Source organism: Parabacteroides provencensis (assembly GCF_900232875.1).
Lineage (GTDB): Bacteria > Bacteroidota > Bacteroidia > Bacteroidales > Tannerellaceae > Parabacteroides > Parabacteroides chinchillae.
In genome coordinates this window covers 79248-100122 of sequence record NZ_LT960492.1, presented here as the reverse complement: position 1 = coordinate 100122, position 20875 = coordinate 79248, and the positions used below count along the sequence as shown (strand labels likewise).

Sequence of the window (20875 nt, the reverse complement as noted above, 5' to 3'; positions counted from 1 at the left end):
ATTTAATGTACATATACCGCATCGAACTTACATTTGTCCATACAAGTTCCGCACCTGATACATACTTGCAAGTCTATAACATGTGGTACCTTCCGATCTCCGGTAATTGCATGTACGGGGCAAACGCGGGCACATAATGTACAACCTTTACATTTCTCCGGATTGATATAATACTGGGTAAGCTCTCTACATTGATGAGAAGGGCAACGATGATCATGTACATGTGCCAGATATTCGTCATAAAAATTATCCATAGTGGATAAGACCGGATTAGGAGAAGTTTGTCCCAATCCGCATAAAGCCGTATCTTTTATAACCATTGCCAGATTACGCAATCTATCCAGATCATCTTCCGTTCCGTTACCTGAAGTTATTTTTTGTAGAATCTCATGCAAACGCTTGTTTCCTATACGGCACGGGGCACATTTACCACATGATTCTTCTACCGTAAAATCAAGATAAAATTTTGCCATGGCAACCATACAGTCATCTTCATCCATAACGATCATTCCTCCTGATCCCATCATAGAACCGGCAGCCAATAGATTATCATAGTCAATCGGCAGATCCAGATGTTTTTCTGTCAAACATCCTCCGGAAGGTCCTCCGGTTTGAACAGCTTTAAACTTTTTACCATCTTTAATGCCTCCGCCAATACCGAATATTACTTCCCTCAAAGTAGTTCCCATCGGAACTTCTATCAGACCGACATTATTTACTTTTCCAGCTAAAGCAAATACTTTTGTACCTTTACTCTTTTCCGTACCGATACTACTGAACCATTTTGCCCCTTTCAGTAAAATAACCGGAATATTTGCATACGTCTCTACATTATTGACATTCGTCGGATAACCTTTATATCCTTGCTCGCTTGGAAACGGAGGCTTTACGGTAGCTTCACCGCGTAGGCCTTCCATACTATGAATTAATGCTGTTTCTTCACCGCAAACAAATGCCCCTGCACCATATCGTATCTCAATATCAAATGAAAAACCGCTACCAAATATATTATCTCCTAGCAGACCGTATTCCTTTGCCTGCTTAATAGCAATCATCAACCTCTCCACGGCTAAAGGATATTCTGCACGAATATATACGAGCCCCTTGTTAGCTCCGGTACAATATCCGTTAATAGCCATAGCTTCCACAATCGAATGAGGATCACCTTCTAATATAGACCGATCCATAAATGCTCCCGGATCACCCTCGTCGGCATTACAAACAACATATTTTTGAGAAGCCTGTACTTTTCGTGTTATCTGCCATTTCAAGCCCGTAGGAAAACCGCCACCACCACGGCCACGGAGTCCACTATCCATAATTTCTTTTATTACCACTTCCGGAGTCATTTCCGTAATTGCTTTTCCTAATGCCACATAGCCGTCCCTGGCTATATATTCATCTATATTCTCAGGATTTATAAAACCGCAATTACGTAATGCAACACGAAGTTGTTTTTTATAAAAATCAATATGTTTGGAGTCTAAAATCTGCTCATTTGTTTCCGGGTTTACATAAAGTAACCGTTCTACTTTCCGCCCCTTTACAAGGTGTTCTTTAACAAGTTCGTCGGCATCACCCGGTTGCACTTGCACATAAAATGTATTATCCGGAATCATTTTTACGACGGGGCCTTTTTCACAGAAACCAAAGCATCCGGTGCGGATTACCTGTACATTTTTCTGTAATCCGTTTTTTTCTACAGCAGCTTTCAGATTTCTTATGATCTTTTCACTTTGGGATGCGCGGCAACCGGTACCACCACACACCAAAATATAATTAGTGTATTGTGCCATTCTTTCTAGTATTTGAAATGTATTTATTATTCAGGTTTAACAGCTGTATAAGAAACAGGGATGATTCCGTCTACTAATATTCCATATCGTATATATTGGGATATAATTTCATCCACCTTTGCCTTATTTACATACCCGAATACCAGAGGTTCTTTCCCCGGAACCAATATCTCGACAGTAGGTTCGGCATAACAATACCCCATACATCCGGTTTGAGTAACCAATGCGTCTATATGTTCCCTATCGAGTACTTCAATAAAATAATTCATTATATCTTTTGCTCCGGCAGCTATTCCACACGTTGCCATCGAAATTTTTATCTGAATCATTTTTTCAGGATGGTCACTTTTTTCCCGCAAATCTAAAGATGCGCGAAAAGAGTCACGCATTTTACGAAGATCATCTAATGTCTTTACTTTATTCATAGTACATACTATTTAAGGGAAACAATCACCTACAGAAGGTGTGTAGCAAACATACGGATTTCTCCTTAAATAGTATGCATGTTTTGGATAAAAAAGGATTATATCAACAAGATTTTCCTGTCATAATATCCAATACAAGTTTATCTGTAGCCTCCATTCCATGCGAACCTATAGCTGTTAAATTGGATATGGATTTATCTACATCGTCATCTATAATGCCTTCTACGGAAGTTACGACTTTATTCTCCATAGCCATCAATGCTGAAAGCATGGCAGTAGAAACACCGCTGGAAACTTTCATAGCACAACTGGGTTTGGCTCCGTCACATATCATTCCGGTAATATTACCAATCATATTTTTAATAGCGTACGATACCTGTATTTTGCTCCCACCCATCAACCATGTTATACCACAACTGGCACCAGTGGCAGCTACTACGCATCCGCAAAGAGCAGATAAGCGCCCCAAACTCTGTTTTATATAAATCACCATTAAATGGCTTAACATTAAAGAGCGGATCAACTGCTCTTCCGTACATTTTATATCTTCGGCAAATGATAAAACAGGTAATGTCGCAGCAATACCTTGATTTCCACTACCAGAGTTACTCATAACCGGTATCATTGCACCATCCATACGTGCGTCACAGGCTGCAGCCGTTACGGCTAACATGTGGGTATAAGTAGATTCTCCCAAATATTTTTTACCATATTTCCCCGAAACAGTCTTACTCACCGTATGCCCGTAATTCCCTTGAATAGATTCTTCGGCCGCTTTTTTATTTAATTCGGCAGTTTGTAAAATGAACCGTATCTCATCCAATGGCATTTCTGTTGCAAACTCATACACTGTAGAAAAAGATAAACGCAAATCATTATCATTGCACATATCTTCATTTGATGACCCTGAAACGCGGCAATCCTGCAGCACATCTCCATTTTTTTCTACATATATAATATGAGTATGTTCATGGCAAATAATCACTTTTGACGAATCATTTCCGGCAAAGCAATTTACTTCTATATAAAGCTTATCGACATTCTCTTTAAGTGAAATATGTATACATTTACGATCCACCATCATTTTACCGGCTTTCAGACCCTCTTCATCAAGATCACGTAAAACTTCCAGGCCATAAGATGATTTACCTATTAAAGCACCGAGGGCAATTGCAATAGGCAACCCAACCATACCTGTTCCAGGAATACCAACCCCCATGGCATTTTTTAAAATATTGGCGCTCAAAAGCACTTCTATTTTCTCCGGTTCTTTCCCTAATGTTTCTGCAGCTTTGGCAGCAGCGAGAGCAACTGCAATAGGTTCTGTACAGCCAATTGCAGGTATAACTTCACGATGAATTAAACCGATAATTTGTGATTTAGTATTTTGATCCATGGTAATGACATTAATTAAATAAATTGCAGCAAAGGTAGTCAAATATTCCGGAAGCGACCTTTACAATTTATCCTTTAATCCTATCTCTATCGTATAATGTGCATCAAATGTTGCTCCGGGCAACAGGTGTTGTATCCAATCTTTATCCTTATAATCACCGTTAAAATAAACCGGGTCGCAACGCCCATACCATGGCTCGATACAGACAAACGGTGCATTTTTAACCGGAGGAGACCATAATCCTACTACAGGAGCGGTAAAATGCAATGTTATGTATGGATTTCTGTCTTTATCCAACAATGCCACTTTTTTTAACTGGCTATCCTCAAATATCAAAGCATCATTATCAAATGTGTGGATATCCAACGGTAGCAGACCCTCTTGTAAAGCCAAAGAATACTTATCCGGTGAAACACAGCCTTTCTCTGATATAAGAATATATTTCAACCCTTCTTTTTTATCAAAAGAAAGGTACCCTCTCTTTTCTTTTTCCGAATTAAAATCAGGATAATAAAATGCAGGGTGTGCCCCTATCTGAAAATACATGTCCTTATGTCCGGTATTTTTCACCTTCCACAATACATCAATTTTATTTTCATGAAGCAAATAACCTATTTCCAATATAAACGGGAATGGATATAATTCCAAAGTTTCTTCATTACTTTCCAGTCCAAACCGAATTTCTGTGGCAGATTCAGAGAGTAACGTAAAATCTTTGTCTCTGGCAAATCCGTGCTGGGAAAGCTTATACGTAATACCCTGATAACGGTATTCATTATTCCATAAGCTTCCCACTATCGGAAAAAGTACAGGAGAATGACGTTTCCAAAAAACGGGATCGGCTTGCCACAGATATTCTTTTCTCGTTTTATTTGATACGATACTGGACAACTCCGCCCCATGTTCGGCAACCTGAATTGTAAGTAGTTCATTCGTTAATGTTTTCATATGTCTGTTTTTATCAATTTACAAAAAATAAATCGTCCCGATGATATTATAAAATGATCGGGATGATTTTAAAAAAACATCGGGATCATTTTATAATATCACTCTTCTATCAATCCTTCCAGGTATAATTCGGGAGCCAAACCTTTACTTTGAAGGAAACTTGCCAAAGCACTGAATGACAAAATATCTCCGTCTTTGTTTAACAAAGAAATCCTTTTTATACAATTTACAGGAACAGGAATTGATATAAAAGGCGTCAATTTTCCTTCCACAAAACCATATTCAGCTTCTGAAGGATGGCGGAATAAAGCAACATTCCATTCCTTTTCTTCCATTTTTTCCGGCCTTTTTACTTCCATGCAGGCATTACAAAGCATAGAAAAGAAACGGGAGTCTGCCGTAAATCCCGTATGTTCTTCGTCAAAAAAGAACTTATCGTATTCTCTCTCTAATTGCTTGACAAAGGTCTGTAAAGACAGTTCTTCATCATATTTACAACGTATCAGATATAAATTTTCCAATAAACAATATTCGGCTAATGATTCATAGTCTAATGAAATTTTCAGGATAGGACTATCAGCCATTTGCAAGTATAGAGGTACCAAATCATTCTCATACATGGAAATAATATACATTTCCATCTCAGGGCCAACCAGCATTCGTCTATTTTCCCGAAAAAAAGGAATTGCTTGTTTACTATTATCCGGATGGATATTCATTTTTTGTTCATATAAACCGATTGCTCTACGAAGAAGCCCCAGACCATAATCCTCAAAAGAAAATGTATGCATCAGATTAACAGCGGAAAGAACAAGTTTTATGTCAGTCTTATTTCTACTCCATCCATTTATAAACGATTTCAAAGATATATATGTGTTTAAAATCATAGATCATTATTTTTTTGCACTCAAAGATAATCTATTATCAGATAATTACTACCTTTGTTCAAGTAATTCTAAACTATTAAGAGATGAAACGTCGCGATTTCCTAAAGACCAGTGTTATAGCAGGTGCTGCATTTTCTTTAAACTTTGAAGGTTTACATGCTGCCCTTTCCACTAATACTATAACTGTAGAACAAGTCCCTGATATGGTTGCCGTAATGGGAGGTGAACCGGAAGTGATGCTTGAAAAAGCATTAGATGTTCTGGGAGGAATCGGAAAGTATATAAAAAAAGGACAAAAGGTAGTTATAAAACCTAATATCGGTTGGGACAGGACACCCGAAATGGCAGGAAATACAAATCCTAAATTAGTAAAAGCTTTGGTAAAAAAATGCTTTGCTGCCGGAGCAGAAAAAGTGACAGTGTTTGACCATACATGCGACAACTGGCAAAAATGTTATGAAACAAGCGGTATCGCTGCTGCTGTTAAAGAAGCAGGAGGAATAATAATGCCGGGAAACGATGAAAAGTATTACAAAGAAGTAGCTATACCTAACGGGGTAAATTTAAAAAATGCTCAAATACATGAAGCACTGATTGAAGCAGATGTATGGATTAATGTTCCTGTATTAAAAAATCATGGAGGTGCAAAAATGACGTGCGCCATGAAGAACTACATGGGTATTGTATGGGACCGGCGCTTTTTCCATCAAAATGATTTACAACAATGCATAGCAGACATCTGCACATGGCAAAAGAAACCGGTATTAAATATTGTAGATGCGTACCGCATTATGCATCAAAATGGCCCTCAAGGCAAAACTGCTGCCGATGTTGCCGTTTTGAAATCATTAATTGTATCTCCTAACATAGTAGCGGTTGATACTGCCGCTCTAAAATTGTTTAATCAGGTAAAACAACTCGATATGGCTGCCGTCAGTCATCTGGAAAAAGGTGAAAAACTAAAGTTAGGAACTACCAATCTGGATAAGGTAACCATTAAACGTATCAAAATATAAAGGATGAAACGAACTAATTACTTAAAAGGATTGCGGGTACTTCTCTCAATCCTCTTTTTCGTACCTATATTTCTGTTTTTTATTGATTTTGCAGGCATACTACCCGATAAAACAGGTAAATTATTACATATTCAGTTAATACCTGCCATATTAAGCGGTATGGGAGGAATTGTTATATTACAGTTAATACTGGCCCTGATTTTCGGACGTATTTATTGTTCGACAATTTGCCCTGCCGGAATTTTACAAGATATCATCAATCGGATATATTGTATAGGCAAAAAGAAAAAAAACGGGGTTCGCAGGTTCAAATATCATAGACCGGCAAACGTTTTACGTTATACGTTACTGGCATTTACAATCGTTATGGGTGCATTGGGCATTATGGAACTTTGTTTATTGTTAGACCCATACAGTAACTTCGGACGTATAGCCACAAACTTATTCCGACCTGTTATTATGTGGAGCAACAATCTTTTGGCTGATGTATTGATGAAGATGGATAACTATTCATTATACCATGTAACAATCAGCACTGTCACCACGACCAGTTTAGTATCTTCAATCATAGTACTACTCGTATTCATAATGATGGTTGCATTCCGGGGACGATTATTCTGTAACACATTATGTCCGATAGGAGCTTCTCTTAGTTTGGTATCCCGATTCTCGTTGTTCCGCATCTCTTTTGACAAAAATGCTTGTACTCATTGTGGAAATTGCGAACACACTTGTAAAGCAGAAGCTATCAGCAGTCAGGATTTAACGGTTGATGCATCCCGCTGCGTAGATTGTTTCAACTGCGTTTCATCATGTGCCAAAGGAGGATTACAATATCGCTTCAGGCCTTTATTCAAAAAAGAAATAAACCAGACAGAAACAACACAAACTCTTAATAGTACTGAAGTTCAGACTAATAGTCGACGTACTTTTATCGCTACTGCCACTACTGTTGCTGCAAGTCTTCCTATAATATCCGTTATAGCAAATGGAGTAAGAAAACGCAAGCGAAACAGAAATGGAGCATCTTGCGGAAAGGGACAAAAATGGCCGCCAGTTACTCCCCCCGGCTCACTTAGTTTGGAACGGTTTAAAGATAAATGTACAGCTTGCCATATTTGCGTCGTGAAATGTCCCAGTCAAGTACTCCGTCCGGCAGGAACAGAATACGGTTTCGATTATATGTTGAAACCTCATTTAGCTTACATAAGCAGCTACTGTAATTATGAATGCACTGTATGTGCTGACGTATGCCCCGCACATGCAATACAACCTCTTACTAAAGAAGAAAAAGCAACAACTCAAGTAGGTATTGCTACCTTTTTTATTAACCGTTGTATTGTAAAAACGGAAGGTACAGACTGTGGTGCTTGCTCGGAGCACTGTCCGACCCAAGCAGTACACATGATTCCGTATAAAGGTACGTTGACTATACCTGATGTAAACCCTGATTTATGTATCGGTTGTGGCGGTTGTGAGTCCATCTGCCCGGTACGCCCGATGAGAGCTATTATTGTAAAGTCAAATACAGTACATAAATTTGTAGAAAAACCTAAAGAGGAGGAGGTAAAAAAGGTAGAAGTAGAAGACTTCGGATTCTGATAGAAAAACACTACCTTTGCCGACAAATTTTTCAGCATGAATTTCAAATTACAATACAACGATACAAAATCAAATGCAAGGGCCGGATTAATTACTACCGATCATGGTGTAATTGAGACACCCATTTTTATGCCTGTCGGTACACAAGGAACAGTAAAAGGCGTACACATGACAGAATTAAAAGAAGACGTTAATGCACAAATCATTTTAGGAAACACATATCATCTTTATCTGCGTCCCGGCATCCATATTCTGGAGCAAGCCGGCGGATTACATAAATTCAATAGCTGGGATCGTCCTATACTGACTGATAGCGGAGGCTTTCAGGTTTTTTCATTATCAGATAACCGTAAATTGCATGAAGAAGGTGCAGAGTTTCGTTCACATATTGACGGATCCAGACACATGTTTACTCCGGAAAAGGTAATGGATATACAACGCTCGATCGGCGCAGATATTATCATGGCTTTTGATGAATGCTGTCCGGGAGATGCCAATTACGAATATGCCAGAAAGTCTCTTGAATTAACCGAGCGCTGGCTGAATCGTTGTTTTGAACGCTTCAATAGCACAGATCCTAAATATGGTTATAGTCAATGCCTTTTCCCTATTGTACAAGGTTGTGTTTATACAGATTTACGTCGGCGTGCTGCCGAGAACATCGCCCAAAAAGGAGCTGATGGAAATGCCATTGGAGGACTAGCGGTAGGTGAACCTACAGAAAAAATGTATGAAATGATCGAAGTTGTAAACGAGATTTTACCTAAAGACAAACCCCGTTACCTAATGGGAGTCGGAACTCCGGTCAACATACTGGAAGCCATTGAACGCGGAGTGGACATGTTTGACTGCATAATGCCTACCCGTAACGGGCGAAATGGACAAATCTTCACTCGCTTTGGTACACTGAATATGCGAAATAAGAAATGGGAGAACGATTTTTCTCCTATCGATCCGGATGCAAATTCATACGTCGATACGCTTTATTCAAGGGCATATTTACATCACCTGATAAAAGTAAACGAACTTTTAGGATTACAAATTGCTTCCATCCACAACCTTGCTTTTTATATTTGGCTGGTAAAAGAAGCCCGCAAACGTATAATTTTAGGCGATTTTACGACATGGAAAAGTGGTATGGTACGTCAATTATCTAACAGACTATAAGATATGAAATATAAACTCAAGCGAATAGACTGGTATATTATCAAGCAATTCCTGGGAACATACATTTTCGCTATAGCCTTGATTATTTCAATCTCGGTAGTATTCGACATAAATGAAAAAATCGATAAATTCCTTAATCCGGACGTACCATTAAAGGCTATTATATTCGATTACTACATGAATTTCGTACCCTATTTTGCCAACTTATTCAGTCCTTTATTTACTTTTATTGCTGTAATTTTTTTCACTTCAAGGCTGGCCGACAAGTCTGAAATCATAGCTATGTTGGCTAGCGGTATGAGTTTTAGGCGCCTTATGGTCCCTTACGCCATCTCTGCAACAATCATAGCATTGGTTACATTTATCCTAAATGCATTTATTATTCCACCGGCCAATATTACCCGTATCGATTTTCAGAATAAATATATCAGAAACAAAAAAGAAGAATATGTTAGCCACGTGCAATTGGAGGTAGAACCTGGTGTAATAGCCTATTTTGATCGTTATGACGGAAAATCAAATATGGGATATCGTTTCTCATTGGAAAATTTTGATGATAAAAAATTAATATCCCGCCTAACAGCAAATTCGATTAAGTATGATTCTCTATATCAGTGGACAGTTATCGACTATATGATACGCGATTTTGACGGTATGCGCGAACATATTACACAAGGCACTCGCAAGGACACGACATTAACAATTGTTCCTTCCGATTTCCTCATATCTGTAAACGATTGCGAAACAATGACCAGCCCGGAATTAAATACTTATATTGAACGTCAAAAAAAGCGCGGTATCGGAAATATACAAACTTTCCAGATAGAGTATCATAAACGTTTTGCTACCATTATGGCAGCATTCATCCTGACAACTATTGGAGCATCTCTTTCTTCGCGAAAAATAAAAGGAGGAATGGGTATGAACATCGGTATTGGCCTTGCATTAAGTTTTTCATACATTCTATTTATGACCATTACATCCACTTTTGCTATTAATGGATATGTTAGTCCGATGGTAGCAGCTTGGATTCCTAATATCCTTTATACATTCATTGCTATTTACCTCTATCTTAAAGCACCGAGATAACCAGAATAAAAGAGTTTGGTTTTAGTCCTTACGTAGGAACCTGATATTGAAAATGAAATTCTGAAGAAGGTTTAAAAAAGAATAAACTACTATTCGTAAAATTGCGAATAAAAAAGTATTTCGTATATTCACGAACATTATTCTGTTATTTATATGTCTAACAAAGAATTTACAAGCAAACAAGAAAAATTGGCTCGTTTTGCCAAAGCATTAGGAAATCCTATTCGCATAACCATATTACAACTGTTGGCAAATCAGAAATGTTGTTACCATGGTGATATGTCTGAAGTATTGCCGATTGCCAAAAGTACCCTTTCACAGCATCTGAAAGAACTTAAAGATGCCGGATTAATACAAGGAGAAATTACACTCCCTACTGTAAAATATTGTATTAATCAAGAAAACTGGGACGAAGCTAAAAGTTTGTTTGCTTCATTCTTTATCGACATCAATAATAAAGAGAGCTGTAACAATAAATAAAAAATTTATCCATCATGTTCGTATTTGCACGAACTATTTTTAATTATACGTATGAAAACGAACGAAGAGAAAAAAGCATTGGTTAAAGAACAATATAATCAACTTGCTTTAGACAGCAATTTATTAAAATCGGGATGTTGCTGTGGTACAAAACCGATGGCTCCTTCAAAAAAAGTTTTCACTATCATGAGTGAAGATTATAGTCGGCTGAAAGGTTATGAAGCTGATGCCGATTTAGGAGTGGGTTGCGGTCTTCCTACTCAGTATGCAAACATAAAAAAGGGGGATATAGTGTTGGATTTAGGATCGGGAGCCGGCAACGACTGTTTCATAGCGAGAGCTGAAACGGGTGAAAACGGAAAAGTAATCGGAATTGATTTTTCACCACGAATGATTGAGAAAGCCCGCAAAAATTCGATGAAGCGAGGTTATACCAATGTGGAATTTATCGAAGGCGATATAGAAGACATGCCATTACCCGACAATTCAGTAGACGTAGTAGTAAGTAATTGTGTGTTGAATCTTCTACCTGAAAAAAACAGGATTTTTAAAGAAATACACCGCGTCCTTAAACCGGGAGGTCATTTTTGCATATCAGATGTAGTCTTGAATGGTATATTTCCGAAAGAGTTCACTGAAAATGCCTCTATGTATGCCGGTTGTATAGCCAGTGCCATCCAAAAAGAAGACTATCTGGCAGAGATTGAAAAGGTAAATTTTGCAGATATCGAGATTAAGCGGACAAAAACAATTTTAATACCTGATGAAGTCTTAAAAGAACATTTAGATGAATCTACTATATCCAGATACAAAAACGGAAATGTCGGGATATATTCCATAACTGTTACTGGTGGAAAAAAGTAACTCTATCAGAAAATCTACGATACCACTAAAACTAGCCGTAAAGATAAATATTCCGGAAGTATCATCCTAATTCTTATAGTATTACTATACTGATAGTTGTTTCATGACATGCAAATACTATCTTTTGGTTTTATACAATAAAAAACGGGAAGTATAAAGGTTTTATGGACCTCCTACTCCCCGTTTGTTTTACAAATTCCAATTAATTATTTTCTCGCAGGACGTATAATATAGCTGTAGCTATATTTATTATCCTGTAAACGATATTTATCCATAGGTTTAGCCCCCCAGCTATCATCACCTCCTAAACCTCGTTGTTGCATATCAATATTTACAGCAACTATATCGCGACGATCTATATCGGATATATGTTGTTGTTTTTTAGTCAGACCCGGATCAAAATCTTCATCTAAATTATGACGGACCGTAAAATTAAGTGGCTGACCTACGGCTTCAAGTTCAATACCATTTCCTTTATTATCGGTAAAAGTTACTACACGCAAACCTGTACGGTTACCATTTTCTTGCGGACGGATATATTCAAAGCCCATATCCTCTACCTTGTTATTGTAGCGCCCCACAAACATGGAACGTTGACGATCCCAATAGTTTTCTAATGGACCGCGTCCGTAATATGACACATTTTCGAACGTAACCGGTAGTTGCATCTTCATCCCAAAACGAGGAAGCTCCGGCATATCTTTTGTTCCCATATCTATAGCTCCTGTTACTTTTACTGCTCCGTCGTTCATAATAAGATAAGATACTGTGTAATCTACATCTATGTATCTTAATTTATATTTAGCTACTATTTCCACACCATTGGCATTTTGTTCCTTCACGTCGATATTTACCAAATTACGGTTATCACCGGCTGTACGCCATATATTAGTAATCAACTGCAGATTCTCTCCAAAATCGTTATCTGTCGGAGCACGCCAGAAATTAGGTACTGGAGCGGAAGTAATAAGTTCGTCATCTCCATTCTTATAACTGGATAGCAAACCATTCTTTAAATTTATAGAACCTTTGATTCCTTCGCTTTCAAAAGTTAATATATTATCAACTTTGTGAATCTTTAAATTTCCCCTAGAACTTGTTTCCTTTCCAAAATAGTTACTATTAGGAAACATCAACTGTTCAGATGCAACAACGTGGCCAGAAGGAATTAATTCTGTACCTTCACGTTGCAGGGCTTTCAAGTTCAAAAAATATTCCTCGCCGGCTTTGGGTGTATAAGAAGGTAATGCGATCATTACGGGGACTGTACTACCTGGTTTTCCTGAGACTTTAAAAGTTCCTGTCGCAACAATTTTGTCATTTATTTGAAAAGACCATACATAATCATAATAACTTAAATCGGTGAACTGATAGTAATTAACCAACTTAATTTTACCTTTCTCCACTTCTATCGGTTCAAAGTAAATACCTTGATATGCTTTTTTTACTTCATATAATCCCGGATGCACAGTACGATCCGCACTAATAAGACCGTTTGCACAGAAATTTTCCTGATTTACCCAGCGATCTCCACCGAAATCACCTCCATAATAGTAATATTTACGGCCATTTGGATCTGTAGTTTCCAAACCCTGATCAACCCAGTCCCAAATAAAACCACCTTGTAGTTTAGGAGATTTCAAAATAATATCCCAATATTCCTGGAAATTTCCAGTACTATTTCCCATTGCATGGGCATATTCACAAAGAATCCACGGGCGGTTTGTATCAGTACGATCTGCATACTGTTGAAGCTTATCGGGGGAAGTATACATCCAGGCAATAATATCTGAATAAAGTTCACTTTCCGGAGCACGTTCGCATTGAACGGTACGCGTATGGTCACGCTCCTTCATCCAGTTATATGTTTCAATATAATTGGGACCAAAATCGCTCTCATTTCCGGTAGACCATCCTATTACACATGGATGATTTTTATCACGTTCAACCATACGTTGTGTCCTGTCCATATGCTGTCCTAACCAATCTTTACTGAAAGAAGGATGACGGGAAGTATCAAAACCGTCCAAACCATGTGCTTCAATATTAGCTTCATCTATAACATAAAGACCATACTTATCGCAAAGTTTAAACATATCAGGACTTTGTGGATAATGACTCATCCGGATTGCATTCAAGTTGAACTGTTTCATAAGACGAATATCTTGTATGCGCGTTTCGTTTGTAAGAGTATGCCCTGTCTCCGGATTATGTTCATGAATATCCGTACCACGAATAATAATAGGAGTGCCATTAATATATACCTGGCTATTTTTTATCTCTATTTTGCGGAATCCCGTTTTAATAGCTGTAAGCTCTACAGTTTTTCCTGAAACATCTTTTAATGTAATGGTTACATCATACAAATTAGGAAACTCAGCACTCCATTGTTTCGGATTATTAATTACCTGGGAAATAGTAACCTTATTCTCTCCTTTTGCTGCTATCTGAGGTATTGATACATTCTTAATAAAAACATTTTTACCGGCTTCATCTGAAAGGGCAACTTCTACACTATAATTATCAGCAGGTTGTTCTGTAAAATTACGAATATTTACATCCATGCTGAAAACGCCGTTTTTATATGCTTTATCCAAATCTCCGATAACAAAAAAATCTTCGATAGAAATTTTGGGACGGGCTATCAAATAGACATCTCGCTCAATGCCTGCCAAACGCCAAAAGTCCTGATCTTCCAAATAAGAGGCATCACTCCATTTAAATACTTCCACAGCCAATTGATTCTCTCCTATTTTCAAGTATTTTGTAATATCAAATTCAGCAGCCGTTTTTGAAGCTTTGGAATAGCCTACTTTTTTACCATTTATCCATATGGTTGCAGCACCGGCAATTGATTCAAAGTGAAGAATAATTTCACGGTTATCCCAACCTTCAGGTAGTTTAAATGACGTGCGATACGATCCTATAGGTAAATCATCATTATCCAAATAAGGAGGATTTGTCGGAAATATATATGGGATATTCGTATAGACCGGAATCCCAAATCCTTGCAATTCCCAGTTTGAAGGGACTTGAATATTACTCCAGTGGTTATCATTATAATCTGTCCTATAAAAATCCATAGGACGTTCAGAAGGTTTAGCACTAAATTTAAACCGCCATATTCCATTTAAAGATTGGACAAATGGAGTACAAAATTTATCACCGGTCATAGCTTCTTTTTTCCCTTCATAAGGAACAAACGTAGCCCGGGGCCTCTCCACGCCTTCATTTACTAATTTAGGATTTTCCCAAAAATTAGTTTGCGCTTGCATTGCTATAGCTAAAAGAAGCAGGCTGGAAATAATTGAAATTTTTTTCATGAAATGTTAGTATAGGTTATTAAATAGAAAGACAAATATTGTTTTTTATTCGTCTTTAATAGCTTTTGTTTGAAGAATTTTGGAGTTAGGTGGAACGTTATAGGTTAACCAAATATTACCTCCGATAATTGACCCCTGGCCTATTCTAATCCTTCCTAAAACAGAAGTATTTGAATATATTGTTACATGATCTTCTATAATCGGATGGCGGGGTACATCCATAGGCAAACCTTCGTCATCCAACGTGAAACTTTTTGCTCCCAATGTTACACCTTGATATAACCGGACATGGTTGCCAATAATAGCAGTCTGACCTACCACCACACCTGTACCATGGTCTATACTGAAATATTCACCTATCTGTGCGCCCGGATGAATATCAATCCCTGTATCGGAATGCGCCATTTCCGTAATGATTCGGGGTAAGACCGGTACTCCTAACCTTAGTAATTCATGCGCAACCCGCTGATAAAGTATTGCATGTATGGCGGGATAACAAAAAATGATCTCACTAACGCTCTTTGCAGCCGGATCCCCATCCAGAATAGCTTTAACATCAGTAGATAGAAGATACTTTATGTGAGGGATTTTATCAATAAATGCTACCGCAATTTGTGATGCACGATCCTTAGAATCACAGCAGCGTTCAACTTCAAAACAGAGTCCGTTATATATCTGTTCCTGTAATAAATCATACACTTTTTCAAGATTCACCCCCATATAGTACTGGATAGAATCAACTTGTGCTTCCTGCTCGGTACCAAAAAAGCCGGGGAAAATAATAGTCCGTAACAAAGTCATTATTTCCCTGACGGAAGCTATGGAAGGTGAAGGTTTCTGATGTAACGGAATATATTTATATTCCGGTAAATCAAAAGCCGATAGATATTTTACATTGCTTTGTATGTGCTCTAAAGCCTCTATTCTTTTCATATATTAATTGTCCCATGAGGGGTCATAACTTATGATTGACGAACCGGAAGTACCTTGTCCCAAATAAATAAGACCATCTAATGAATACATGCAATAAATATCTCTGTTACCTGACGGCAATTGAGATTTCAGGGTCCAGCTATTAGCGGTTATATCATATTTCCAAATATAGCCAGCGTCATCTACTACGTAAATATTATTATCAAAAGCTACACCACAACGAACGTTTGCATTTATTGAATTTAACTCCTTCCATGTATTAGCCCCATCCGTTGATACATATAATTTTCTACTGTATGACGGGGTAACCCAATCTTTATTTCCCAGGCCAGCATATATTTTATCTCCTATAACAACAGTTATTCCACGACATTGTTTTTCGGGAAAAGTGCTCTTCTTTACCCATTTTTCTGCATTAGCTGGCTTAATAGACCATACTTCGTCTGTTATAGAACCGGAACGTATTCCACCAACAATAAAGACACTGTCTTTATATGCAAAGCCTGCAGACAGATATCTGGCATCGGGAGCATTCGTTTCATCATATGTTATTTGCTCCCAATAATTTGTAAATAAGGAGTACAGATATAAATCTTTTGTACTTACATTATCAGAACCTACACCACCAAAAGCAATCACTGCAGAACCTATATTAATAGCAGTTTGCCATTTTCTCTTAACAGGGAATGAATTTCGTTGTAACCATTCATTTTTATATGCCCGGTACTCCCAGAATTCATTTGTTGCTTCAGATCCAATGTCACCACCCAGAATTAATCCGCTAGAACCCATTGTTGTAACGGCCACAGCTCCTCCTATTTGGTTATTACCTTCAAAAACTTTTCTGGCAGAAAATATATCAGGAGTTGTATATGATGTTTCTTCTCCATACGTTATTACTCCATCTTTATTAATAGCATATGCTCTGATATAATATGTAGATCCTCCTTTCAAACCAGAAATTTCACCCTCATAAGAATTTCTACCTGAAGAAAGCTCCACCTTCGTATTTCCTACTTTATCATCTTTTGTTAATGAATAAGATATACCCGATTCTATAACATTCATTGCTCCTTCATCCAACACTGCTGCGGAGACTTTTAATGTTCCCCCAATATCCGTACGTGCTATTTCGACCGCTGATAAACGTGGCAGATCACTTTTTGTCCAGAAAGATATTTCATTACTGTAAGCTGTACCATAAGCATTTTTTGCATATGCCCGCATGTAATACATCTTATCTGATTTAAGTTTTGTTGCTTTACCAGTAAATTTACCTTTTCCGGCACCATTTATAGTGGTATCCCCATTCTCCAACATTGTTCCCGACACAAATCCCCAGCATAGCCCACGAACTGTTACAGCCGAATCTCCTTCATTGGAAACCTCCGCTTCAAAACTACCATCAGTAAATCCTATTGCAACCTCTTTGAGAGAAGTTACAACAGGCAACCCGTTAGTTGTCTTAAATGTCTGCGGCTCTCCTGCAAATATACCGAATTCATTCTCTACATAAGCTTTAACAATATATATAGTAGATGTATCTAATTTAGTTATTTTACATACAAAAGAATCTGCATTCATTATTATCGGTATTACAGAGTCTTTAGTCGTTGGTGTAGTTAAATAAACCCCTCTATCTTTTATAATTCCTTCTCCATGATTTACGATCTTACCTCCACAAATAACGCTTTCTGCTTTTATACTATCACTTACTACAACTGTAGCAACAACACCTAAACCTTTTGTCGTATTAACAGTAATTTCTTTACCATAATTCGTCCCTTTTGCATTAATTGCATATGGACGTATATAATATAAAGTATTAGGTTTTAATTTATGGGCTATACCTTTAAACTTTCCCAATCCTTTACCACATATAGTAGTATCATTCTTCTCTATTGTAGGTTCCGATTCCAATCCCCAGCATACACCATATTTTTCGACAGGTAAACCGTTTCCACTAATAACTTCTGCATAAAAAGAAATAGTAGTTGCCAGCTTTTCAATAGTATGCTGGTCATCAATGAGTGTATTAACTGTCGGAATCTTTGCATTCTTGACACCCGTTTCCATATCCGGATCTTCAATACAGCCTGACAATATATTAGTAATCAAAAAAAATGATATAATAGAATATAGATATTTCATCGTATTTATTTTAGAAAAAGAATCCCAAACCTGCATTCAAGTCTATATATTTAAAGTTAATCGTGTTACAACCCGCACTGATAAAAACATGATTAAATTTGATCATAAAATCTAAATCTGCTGCTATCCCTTTATAGGAAGCATCTATATTTTTAGCCCAAGCTTTTTGCTCATCGGCACCGGTAAACTCATTCTTAACCTGATACTCATAAAGAACACTTCTATCACCATATCCCAAACCGACAGTAGTATATAACCAAGGCGTACACTTAACAACCATACCCGCCGTGCCTGCATAATTATTGACTTTTTTCTTGTTTGTAAAACTATAATAATCAATAATTGAACCAATTAATCCATTATTGTTGCATTCCGATGCATGATCTTTAAAAGACATATTTGTTTTAAACCGGACATACCATCCTAAACGACGGGCAACTCCGCCAACTGTCAGTCCGTATGGAGACTCTATAGAATAAGAATATCCAAAGAAAAATTTCATACGTTCACGAGAGATATTCTTTTTTTCCAGAGTTTGTTCATTAGTAGCTGAAATAACCGGTATACGCATTGTTTCTAAACGTTCATGCCAATAAGTTGCCAATTCTTCACTCTTCGGAGTACCTATTCCATTCTCATAAAAAACAATCAATTTTGATATGGCAGTCGTATCGTTCTCTGTAGCCATCACATTAAGACAATTCAAACATTTGTTCATAAGACTACGCATGGAAGGACGCATTCGTTCATTCTTCAGCCAGATTTTGGTCAATTGATTAATACTGTATGAGTCACATTGCGATACACCTTCTTCATACCATATTTTAGCATCACTATAATTCTGACGCTTCATTGCATCATCTCCTTTCCTATTATATTCTGTTTGTTGCTGCTGAGCCAACAAACCTAAGGGGAATATAATGCATATTATTAATAGTAAAAGTCTTTTCATAACATCATTCTAACTAATAATAAGTTAATCCTTCATTGACCAATACCCCGTCTGTATTATAAATATCATACAAATTATCTATACGCTCAAAAGCCCGGCCATTATCGGATTTTCCTACACTCAAATATTTACAGGGAATACGCTCTATTGCATTTGAATCAATGGCACCATATTTACCTGTTGATTTTTTACGTACTATTTTATATTTACCAAAAGTCATCATTTCCTGATACAGAGCCTTACGTTCTGCTAGTTCTTTTTCTTCTTGTTTTGTATCACAAGCAATCAGGAGTCGAACTACATCTTCTGTAAGTTTTACATCTTTAGCCTTCAAAAACTCTTTTTTAGCGCCAATATAATCAGTAGCATCCATTTTAGCCTTACCAGCCGCTATCATAGCTAAATATTTAGCATCTATTTCAGCAGCAGATGGCTGAACAACTGTCTTTGGTACATCTTCTACATTTTTTTGCACCACCAATTGTTGATTATGATCTTCTTTGACAGGCTCTGTTACAATCGGGTTAAGAGTTTCCTCTTGTTTCACAGGATTTTCTTGTATGGAAATATCATTATGTCCTTCTTGTTTATCTTCTGTTGTTATTTCTAAAGGTAAAACATTATTTGATACGACAGGCTGTCCTTCAGATTGTTGATCTGTTGATGCAGTCAAATCTTTTACCAAAGGTTTATTCCTATATACATACCATGCAACAGCACTACCTGCTAATGCAAAAATAATAAAAAATGCAGGAATTAAAAAAATCTTCTTCTTTTTCTTTCCCTGAAGCCGATTAGATGTTAATGCCTGATCATTTACAATAGTCGCATCTTCATCTTCTTCTGATATAGTATTTGTAGAAGAGTAAAGAACAGTTGTTTCATCTCCGTTTTGTGACATTACCGGCTGAGACGAATATAATTGAGCTTTTGTCTTTTCTATTACAGGTAAGTCTAAAGATTCAAGCATCTCAGAGATAGACTGAAAACGATCGGTCGGTACAATCTGCATAGCCTTTATTATAGCAGACTCTGTTTTAGGCGTTATAGCCGGATTTATTTCTGAAGGATTCTGTAAAGGACGAGTAGCACGAAGTATGGATTCCGTAGGTATTTTTCCCGTAAGCAAATTATACATCGTTGCCCCTAAAGAATAAATATCCGGACAAGGAGAAAATAATTGGGTCCCTTCATTATCGTATTGTTCAACCGAGGCAAAACCTTTGGATAAAGTCAGCATGGTCGTACTCGTTTCTTGCTCTTCTATATCATAACGCTTACTCACTCCAAAATCAATAAGCCGTGCATTATCATCTTTGTCAATAAGTATATTACTTGGTTTAATATCCAGATGCAATATATTTTTCTCATGAACAAATTGCAGAGCTTCCCCAATTTGACGAACATACTTAAGAACAATCGGTTCAGGCAATACACCCTCTTTATCCATCATATATTTCAGAGAATTACCCGAAATATATTCCATTACAATATAAGCCGTATTGTTTTCTTCAAAAACTTCAAGCACATTTACAATATACGGATGATGTACATCCGATAATATTTTTGCTTCTTTAATAAGTTTCTCCTTGAATTTATTAAAAAGAGTTTTTCCTGTTTCCGAGTGAACTTTTACTGCTTGGGAATCATTATCCCTGTAACAGTAATCTTTGAAGAAATATTCTTTCACACATATAGGCACTTCAGTTTTAATTGCTCCTAGTGCCCCTTTTAGTTCTGTAAACCATACACCTTTGTAAGTTATACCAAAACCTCCCTGACCCACAACATGAGAAAGTTTATATTTTCCGTTTTGAAGAAGATATCCGTTAGGCAGATTCATAAC

The 20875-nt window shown here is 37.2% G+C and carries 16 protein-coding genes; 6 read left to right on the top strand and 10 right to left on the bottom strand.

What is annotated here, in order from left to right:
• Positions 1–2: 2 nt before the first annotated feature.
• The 5 genes from CTY47_RS15155 to CTY47_RS15135 all read right to left on the bottom strand — a co-directional run bounded on the left by CTY47_RS15155 (position 3) and on the right by CTY47_RS15135 (position 5452).
• Positions 3–1796: an NADH-ubiquinone oxidoreductase-F iron-sulfur binding region domain-containing protein gene (locus CTY47_RS15155; protein ID WP_099465631.1), complete on the bottom strand. Its 1794-nt coding sequence runs from the start codon at positions 1794–1796 to the stop codon at positions 3–5.
• A 26-nt stretch (positions 1797–1822) separates the two neighbouring features.
• A complete protein-coding gene (locus tag CTY47_RS15150) occupies positions 1823–2221 on the bottom strand; it encodes a (2Fe-2S) ferredoxin domain-containing protein (RefSeq protein ID WP_099465630.1) in 399 nt (132 codons plus the stop codon).
• A gap of 103 nt (positions 2222–2324) precedes the next feature.
• On the bottom strand, positions 2325–3617 hold the full coding sequence (locus tag CTY47_RS15145) for an L-cysteine desulfidase family protein (protein WP_099465629.1): 1293 nt from the start codon (positions 3615–3617) through the stop codon (positions 2325–2327).
• Between the two features lie 60 nt (positions 3618–3677).
• Positions 3678–4565 (bottom strand): aldose 1-epimerase family protein, encoded by an 888-nt coding sequence (locus tag CTY47_RS15140; protein ID WP_099465628.1) that lies wholly within the window; start codon positions 4563–4565, stop codon positions 3678–3680.
• A 98-nt stretch (positions 4566–4663) separates the two neighbouring features.
• The gene (locus CTY47_RS15135; RefSeq protein ID WP_099465627.1) at positions 4664–5452 is read right to left on the bottom strand and encodes a hypothetical protein; all 789 of its coding nucleotides are present in this window, start codon (positions 5450–5452) and stop codon (positions 4664–4666) included.
• Positions 5453–5535: 83 nt separating this feature from the next.
• Between CTY47_RS15135 and CTY47_RS15130 the strand changes: the two genes are divergently transcribed.
• The 6 genes from CTY47_RS15130 to arsM all read left to right on the top strand — a co-directional run bounded on the left by CTY47_RS15130 (position 5536) and on the right by arsM (position 11670).
• On the top strand, positions 5536–6468 hold the full coding sequence (locus CTY47_RS15130) for a DUF362 domain-containing protein (RefSeq protein WP_099465626.1): 933 nt from the start codon (positions 5536–5538) through the stop codon (positions 6466–6468).
• Positions 6469–6471: 3 nt separating this feature from the next.
• Positions 6472–8070 carry a 4Fe-4S dicluster domain-containing protein gene (locus CTY47_RS15125; protein ID WP_099465625.1) on the top strand — a complete coding sequence of 533 codons (1599 nt, stop codon included), beginning with the start codon at positions 6472–6474 and terminating at the stop codon, positions 8068–8070.
• Positions 8071–8106: 36 nt separating this feature from the next.
• Positions 8107–9237 carry a tRNA guanosine(34) transglycosylase Tgt gene (tgt, locus tag CTY47_RS15120; protein ID WP_099465624.1) on the top strand — a complete coding sequence of 377 codons (1131 nt, stop codon included), beginning with the start codon at positions 8107–8109 and terminating at the stop codon, positions 9235–9237.
• 3 nt (positions 9238–9240) lie between these two features.
• Positions 9241–10326: an LptF/LptG family permease gene (locus tag CTY47_RS15115; RefSeq protein ID WP_099465623.1), complete on the top strand. Its 1086-nt coding sequence runs from the start codon at positions 9241–9243 to the stop codon at positions 10324–10326.
• Positions 10327–10479: 153 nt separating this feature from the next.
• A complete protein-coding gene (locus CTY47_RS15110; RefSeq protein ID WP_099465622.1) occupies positions 10480–10806 on the top strand; it encodes an ArsR/SmtB family transcription factor in 327 nt (108 codons plus the stop codon).
• 51 nt (positions 10807–10857) lie between these two features.
• The gene (arsM, locus tag CTY47_RS15105; protein ID WP_099465621.1) at positions 10858–11670 is read left to right on the top strand and encodes an arsenite methyltransferase; all 813 of its coding nucleotides are present in this window, start codon (positions 10858–10860) and stop codon (positions 11668–11670) included.
• A gap of 206 nt (positions 11671–11876) precedes the next feature.
• On the opposite strand, the gene CTY47_RS15100 is transcribed toward arsM, so the two are convergent.
• The 5 genes from CTY47_RS15100 to CTY47_RS15080 are packed head-to-tail and all read right to left on the bottom strand — an operon-like array spanning position 11877 to position 20872.
• On the bottom strand, positions 11877–14993 hold the full coding sequence (locus tag CTY47_RS15100) for a glycoside hydrolase family 2 TIM barrel-domain containing protein (protein ID WP_099465620.1): 3117 nt from the start codon (positions 14991–14993) through the stop codon (positions 11877–11879).
• A gap of 45 nt (positions 14994–15038) precedes the next feature.
• A complete protein-coding gene (locus tag CTY47_RS15095) occupies positions 15039–15926 on the bottom strand; it encodes a serine O-acetyltransferase (RefSeq protein WP_099465619.1) in 888 nt (295 codons plus the stop codon).
• Positions 15927–15929: 3 nt separating this feature from the next.
• The gene (locus CTY47_RS15090; RefSeq protein ID WP_143813409.1) at positions 15930–18077 is read right to left on the bottom strand and encodes a Kelch repeat-containing protein; all 2148 of its coding nucleotides are present in this window, start codon (positions 18075–18077) and stop codon (positions 15930–15932) included.
• Positions 18078–18087: 10 nt separating this feature from the next.
• Positions 18088–19029, bottom strand: a complete 942-nt coding sequence (locus CTY47_RS15085; protein ID WP_099465617.1) for a hypothetical protein — start codon at positions 19027–19029, stop codon at positions 18088–18090.
• 13 nt (positions 19030–19042) lie between these two features.
• Positions 19043–20872, bottom strand: coding sequence for a serine/threonine-protein kinase (locus CTY47_RS15080; RefSeq protein ID WP_099465616.1), 1830 nt, complete (start codon positions 20870–20872; stop codon positions 19043–19045).
• Between the last annotated feature and the right edge of the window lie 3 nt (positions 20873–20875).

Excerpts from the sequence above, each read along its gene's own strand:
- CTY47_RS15155 (WP_099465631.1), bottom strand. The coding sequence starts at position 1,796 with ATGGCACAATACACTAATTATATTTTGGTGTGTGGTGGTACCGGTTGC.
- CTY47_RS15150 (WP_099465630.1), bottom strand. The coding sequence starts at position 2,221 with ATGAATAAAGTAAAGACATTAGATGATCTTCGTAAAATGCGTGACTCT.
- CTY47_RS15145 (WP_099465629.1), bottom strand. The coding sequence starts at position 3,617 with ATGGATCAAAATACTAAATCACAAATTATCGGTTTAATTCATCGTGAA.
- CTY47_RS15140 (WP_099465628.1), bottom strand. The coding sequence starts at position 4,565 with ATGAAAACATTAACGAATGAACTACTTACAATTCAGGTTGCCGAACAT.
- CTY47_RS15135 (WP_099465627.1), bottom strand. The coding sequence starts at position 5,452 with ATGATTTTAAACACATATATATCTTTGAAATCGTTTATAAATGGATGG.
- CTY47_RS15130 (WP_099465626.1), top strand. The coding sequence starts at position 5,536 with ATGAAACGTCGCGATTTCCTAAAGACCAGTGTTATAGCAGGTGCTGCA.
- CTY47_RS15125 (WP_099465625.1), top strand. The coding sequence starts at position 6,472 with ATGAAACGAACTAATTACTTAAAAGGATTGCGGGTACTTCTCTCAATC.
- tgt (WP_099465624.1), top strand. The coding sequence starts at position 8,107 with ATGAATTTCAAATTACAATACAACGATACAAAATCAAATGCAAGGGCC.
- CTY47_RS15115 (WP_099465623.1), top strand. The coding sequence starts at position 9,241 with ATGAAATATAAACTCAAGCGAATAGACTGGTATATTATCAAGCAATTC.
- CTY47_RS15110 (WP_099465622.1), top strand. The coding sequence starts at position 10,480 with ATGTCTAACAAAGAATTTACAAGCAAACAAGAAAAATTGGCTCGTTTT.
- arsM (WP_099465621.1), top strand. The coding sequence starts at position 10,858 with ATGAAAACGAACGAAGAGAAAAAAGCATTGGTTAAAGAACAATATAAT.
- CTY47_RS15100 (WP_099465620.1), bottom strand. The coding sequence starts at position 14,993 with ATGAAAAAAATTTCAATTATTTCCAGCCTGCTTCTTTTAGCTATAGCA.
- CTY47_RS15095 (WP_099465619.1), bottom strand. The coding sequence starts at position 15,926 with ATGAAAAGAATAGAGGCTTTAGAGCACATACAAAGCAATGTAAAATAT.
- CTY47_RS15090 (WP_143813409.1), bottom strand. The coding sequence starts at position 18,077 with ATGAAATATCTATATTCTATTATATCATTTTTTTTGATTACTAATATA.
- CTY47_RS15085 (WP_099465617.1), bottom strand. The coding sequence starts at position 19,029 with ATGAAAAGACTTTTACTATTAATAATATGCATTATATTCCCCTTAGGT.
- CTY47_RS15080 (WP_099465616.1), bottom strand. The coding sequence starts at position 20,872 with ATGAATCTGCCTAACGGATATCTTCTTCAAAACGGAAAATATAAACTT.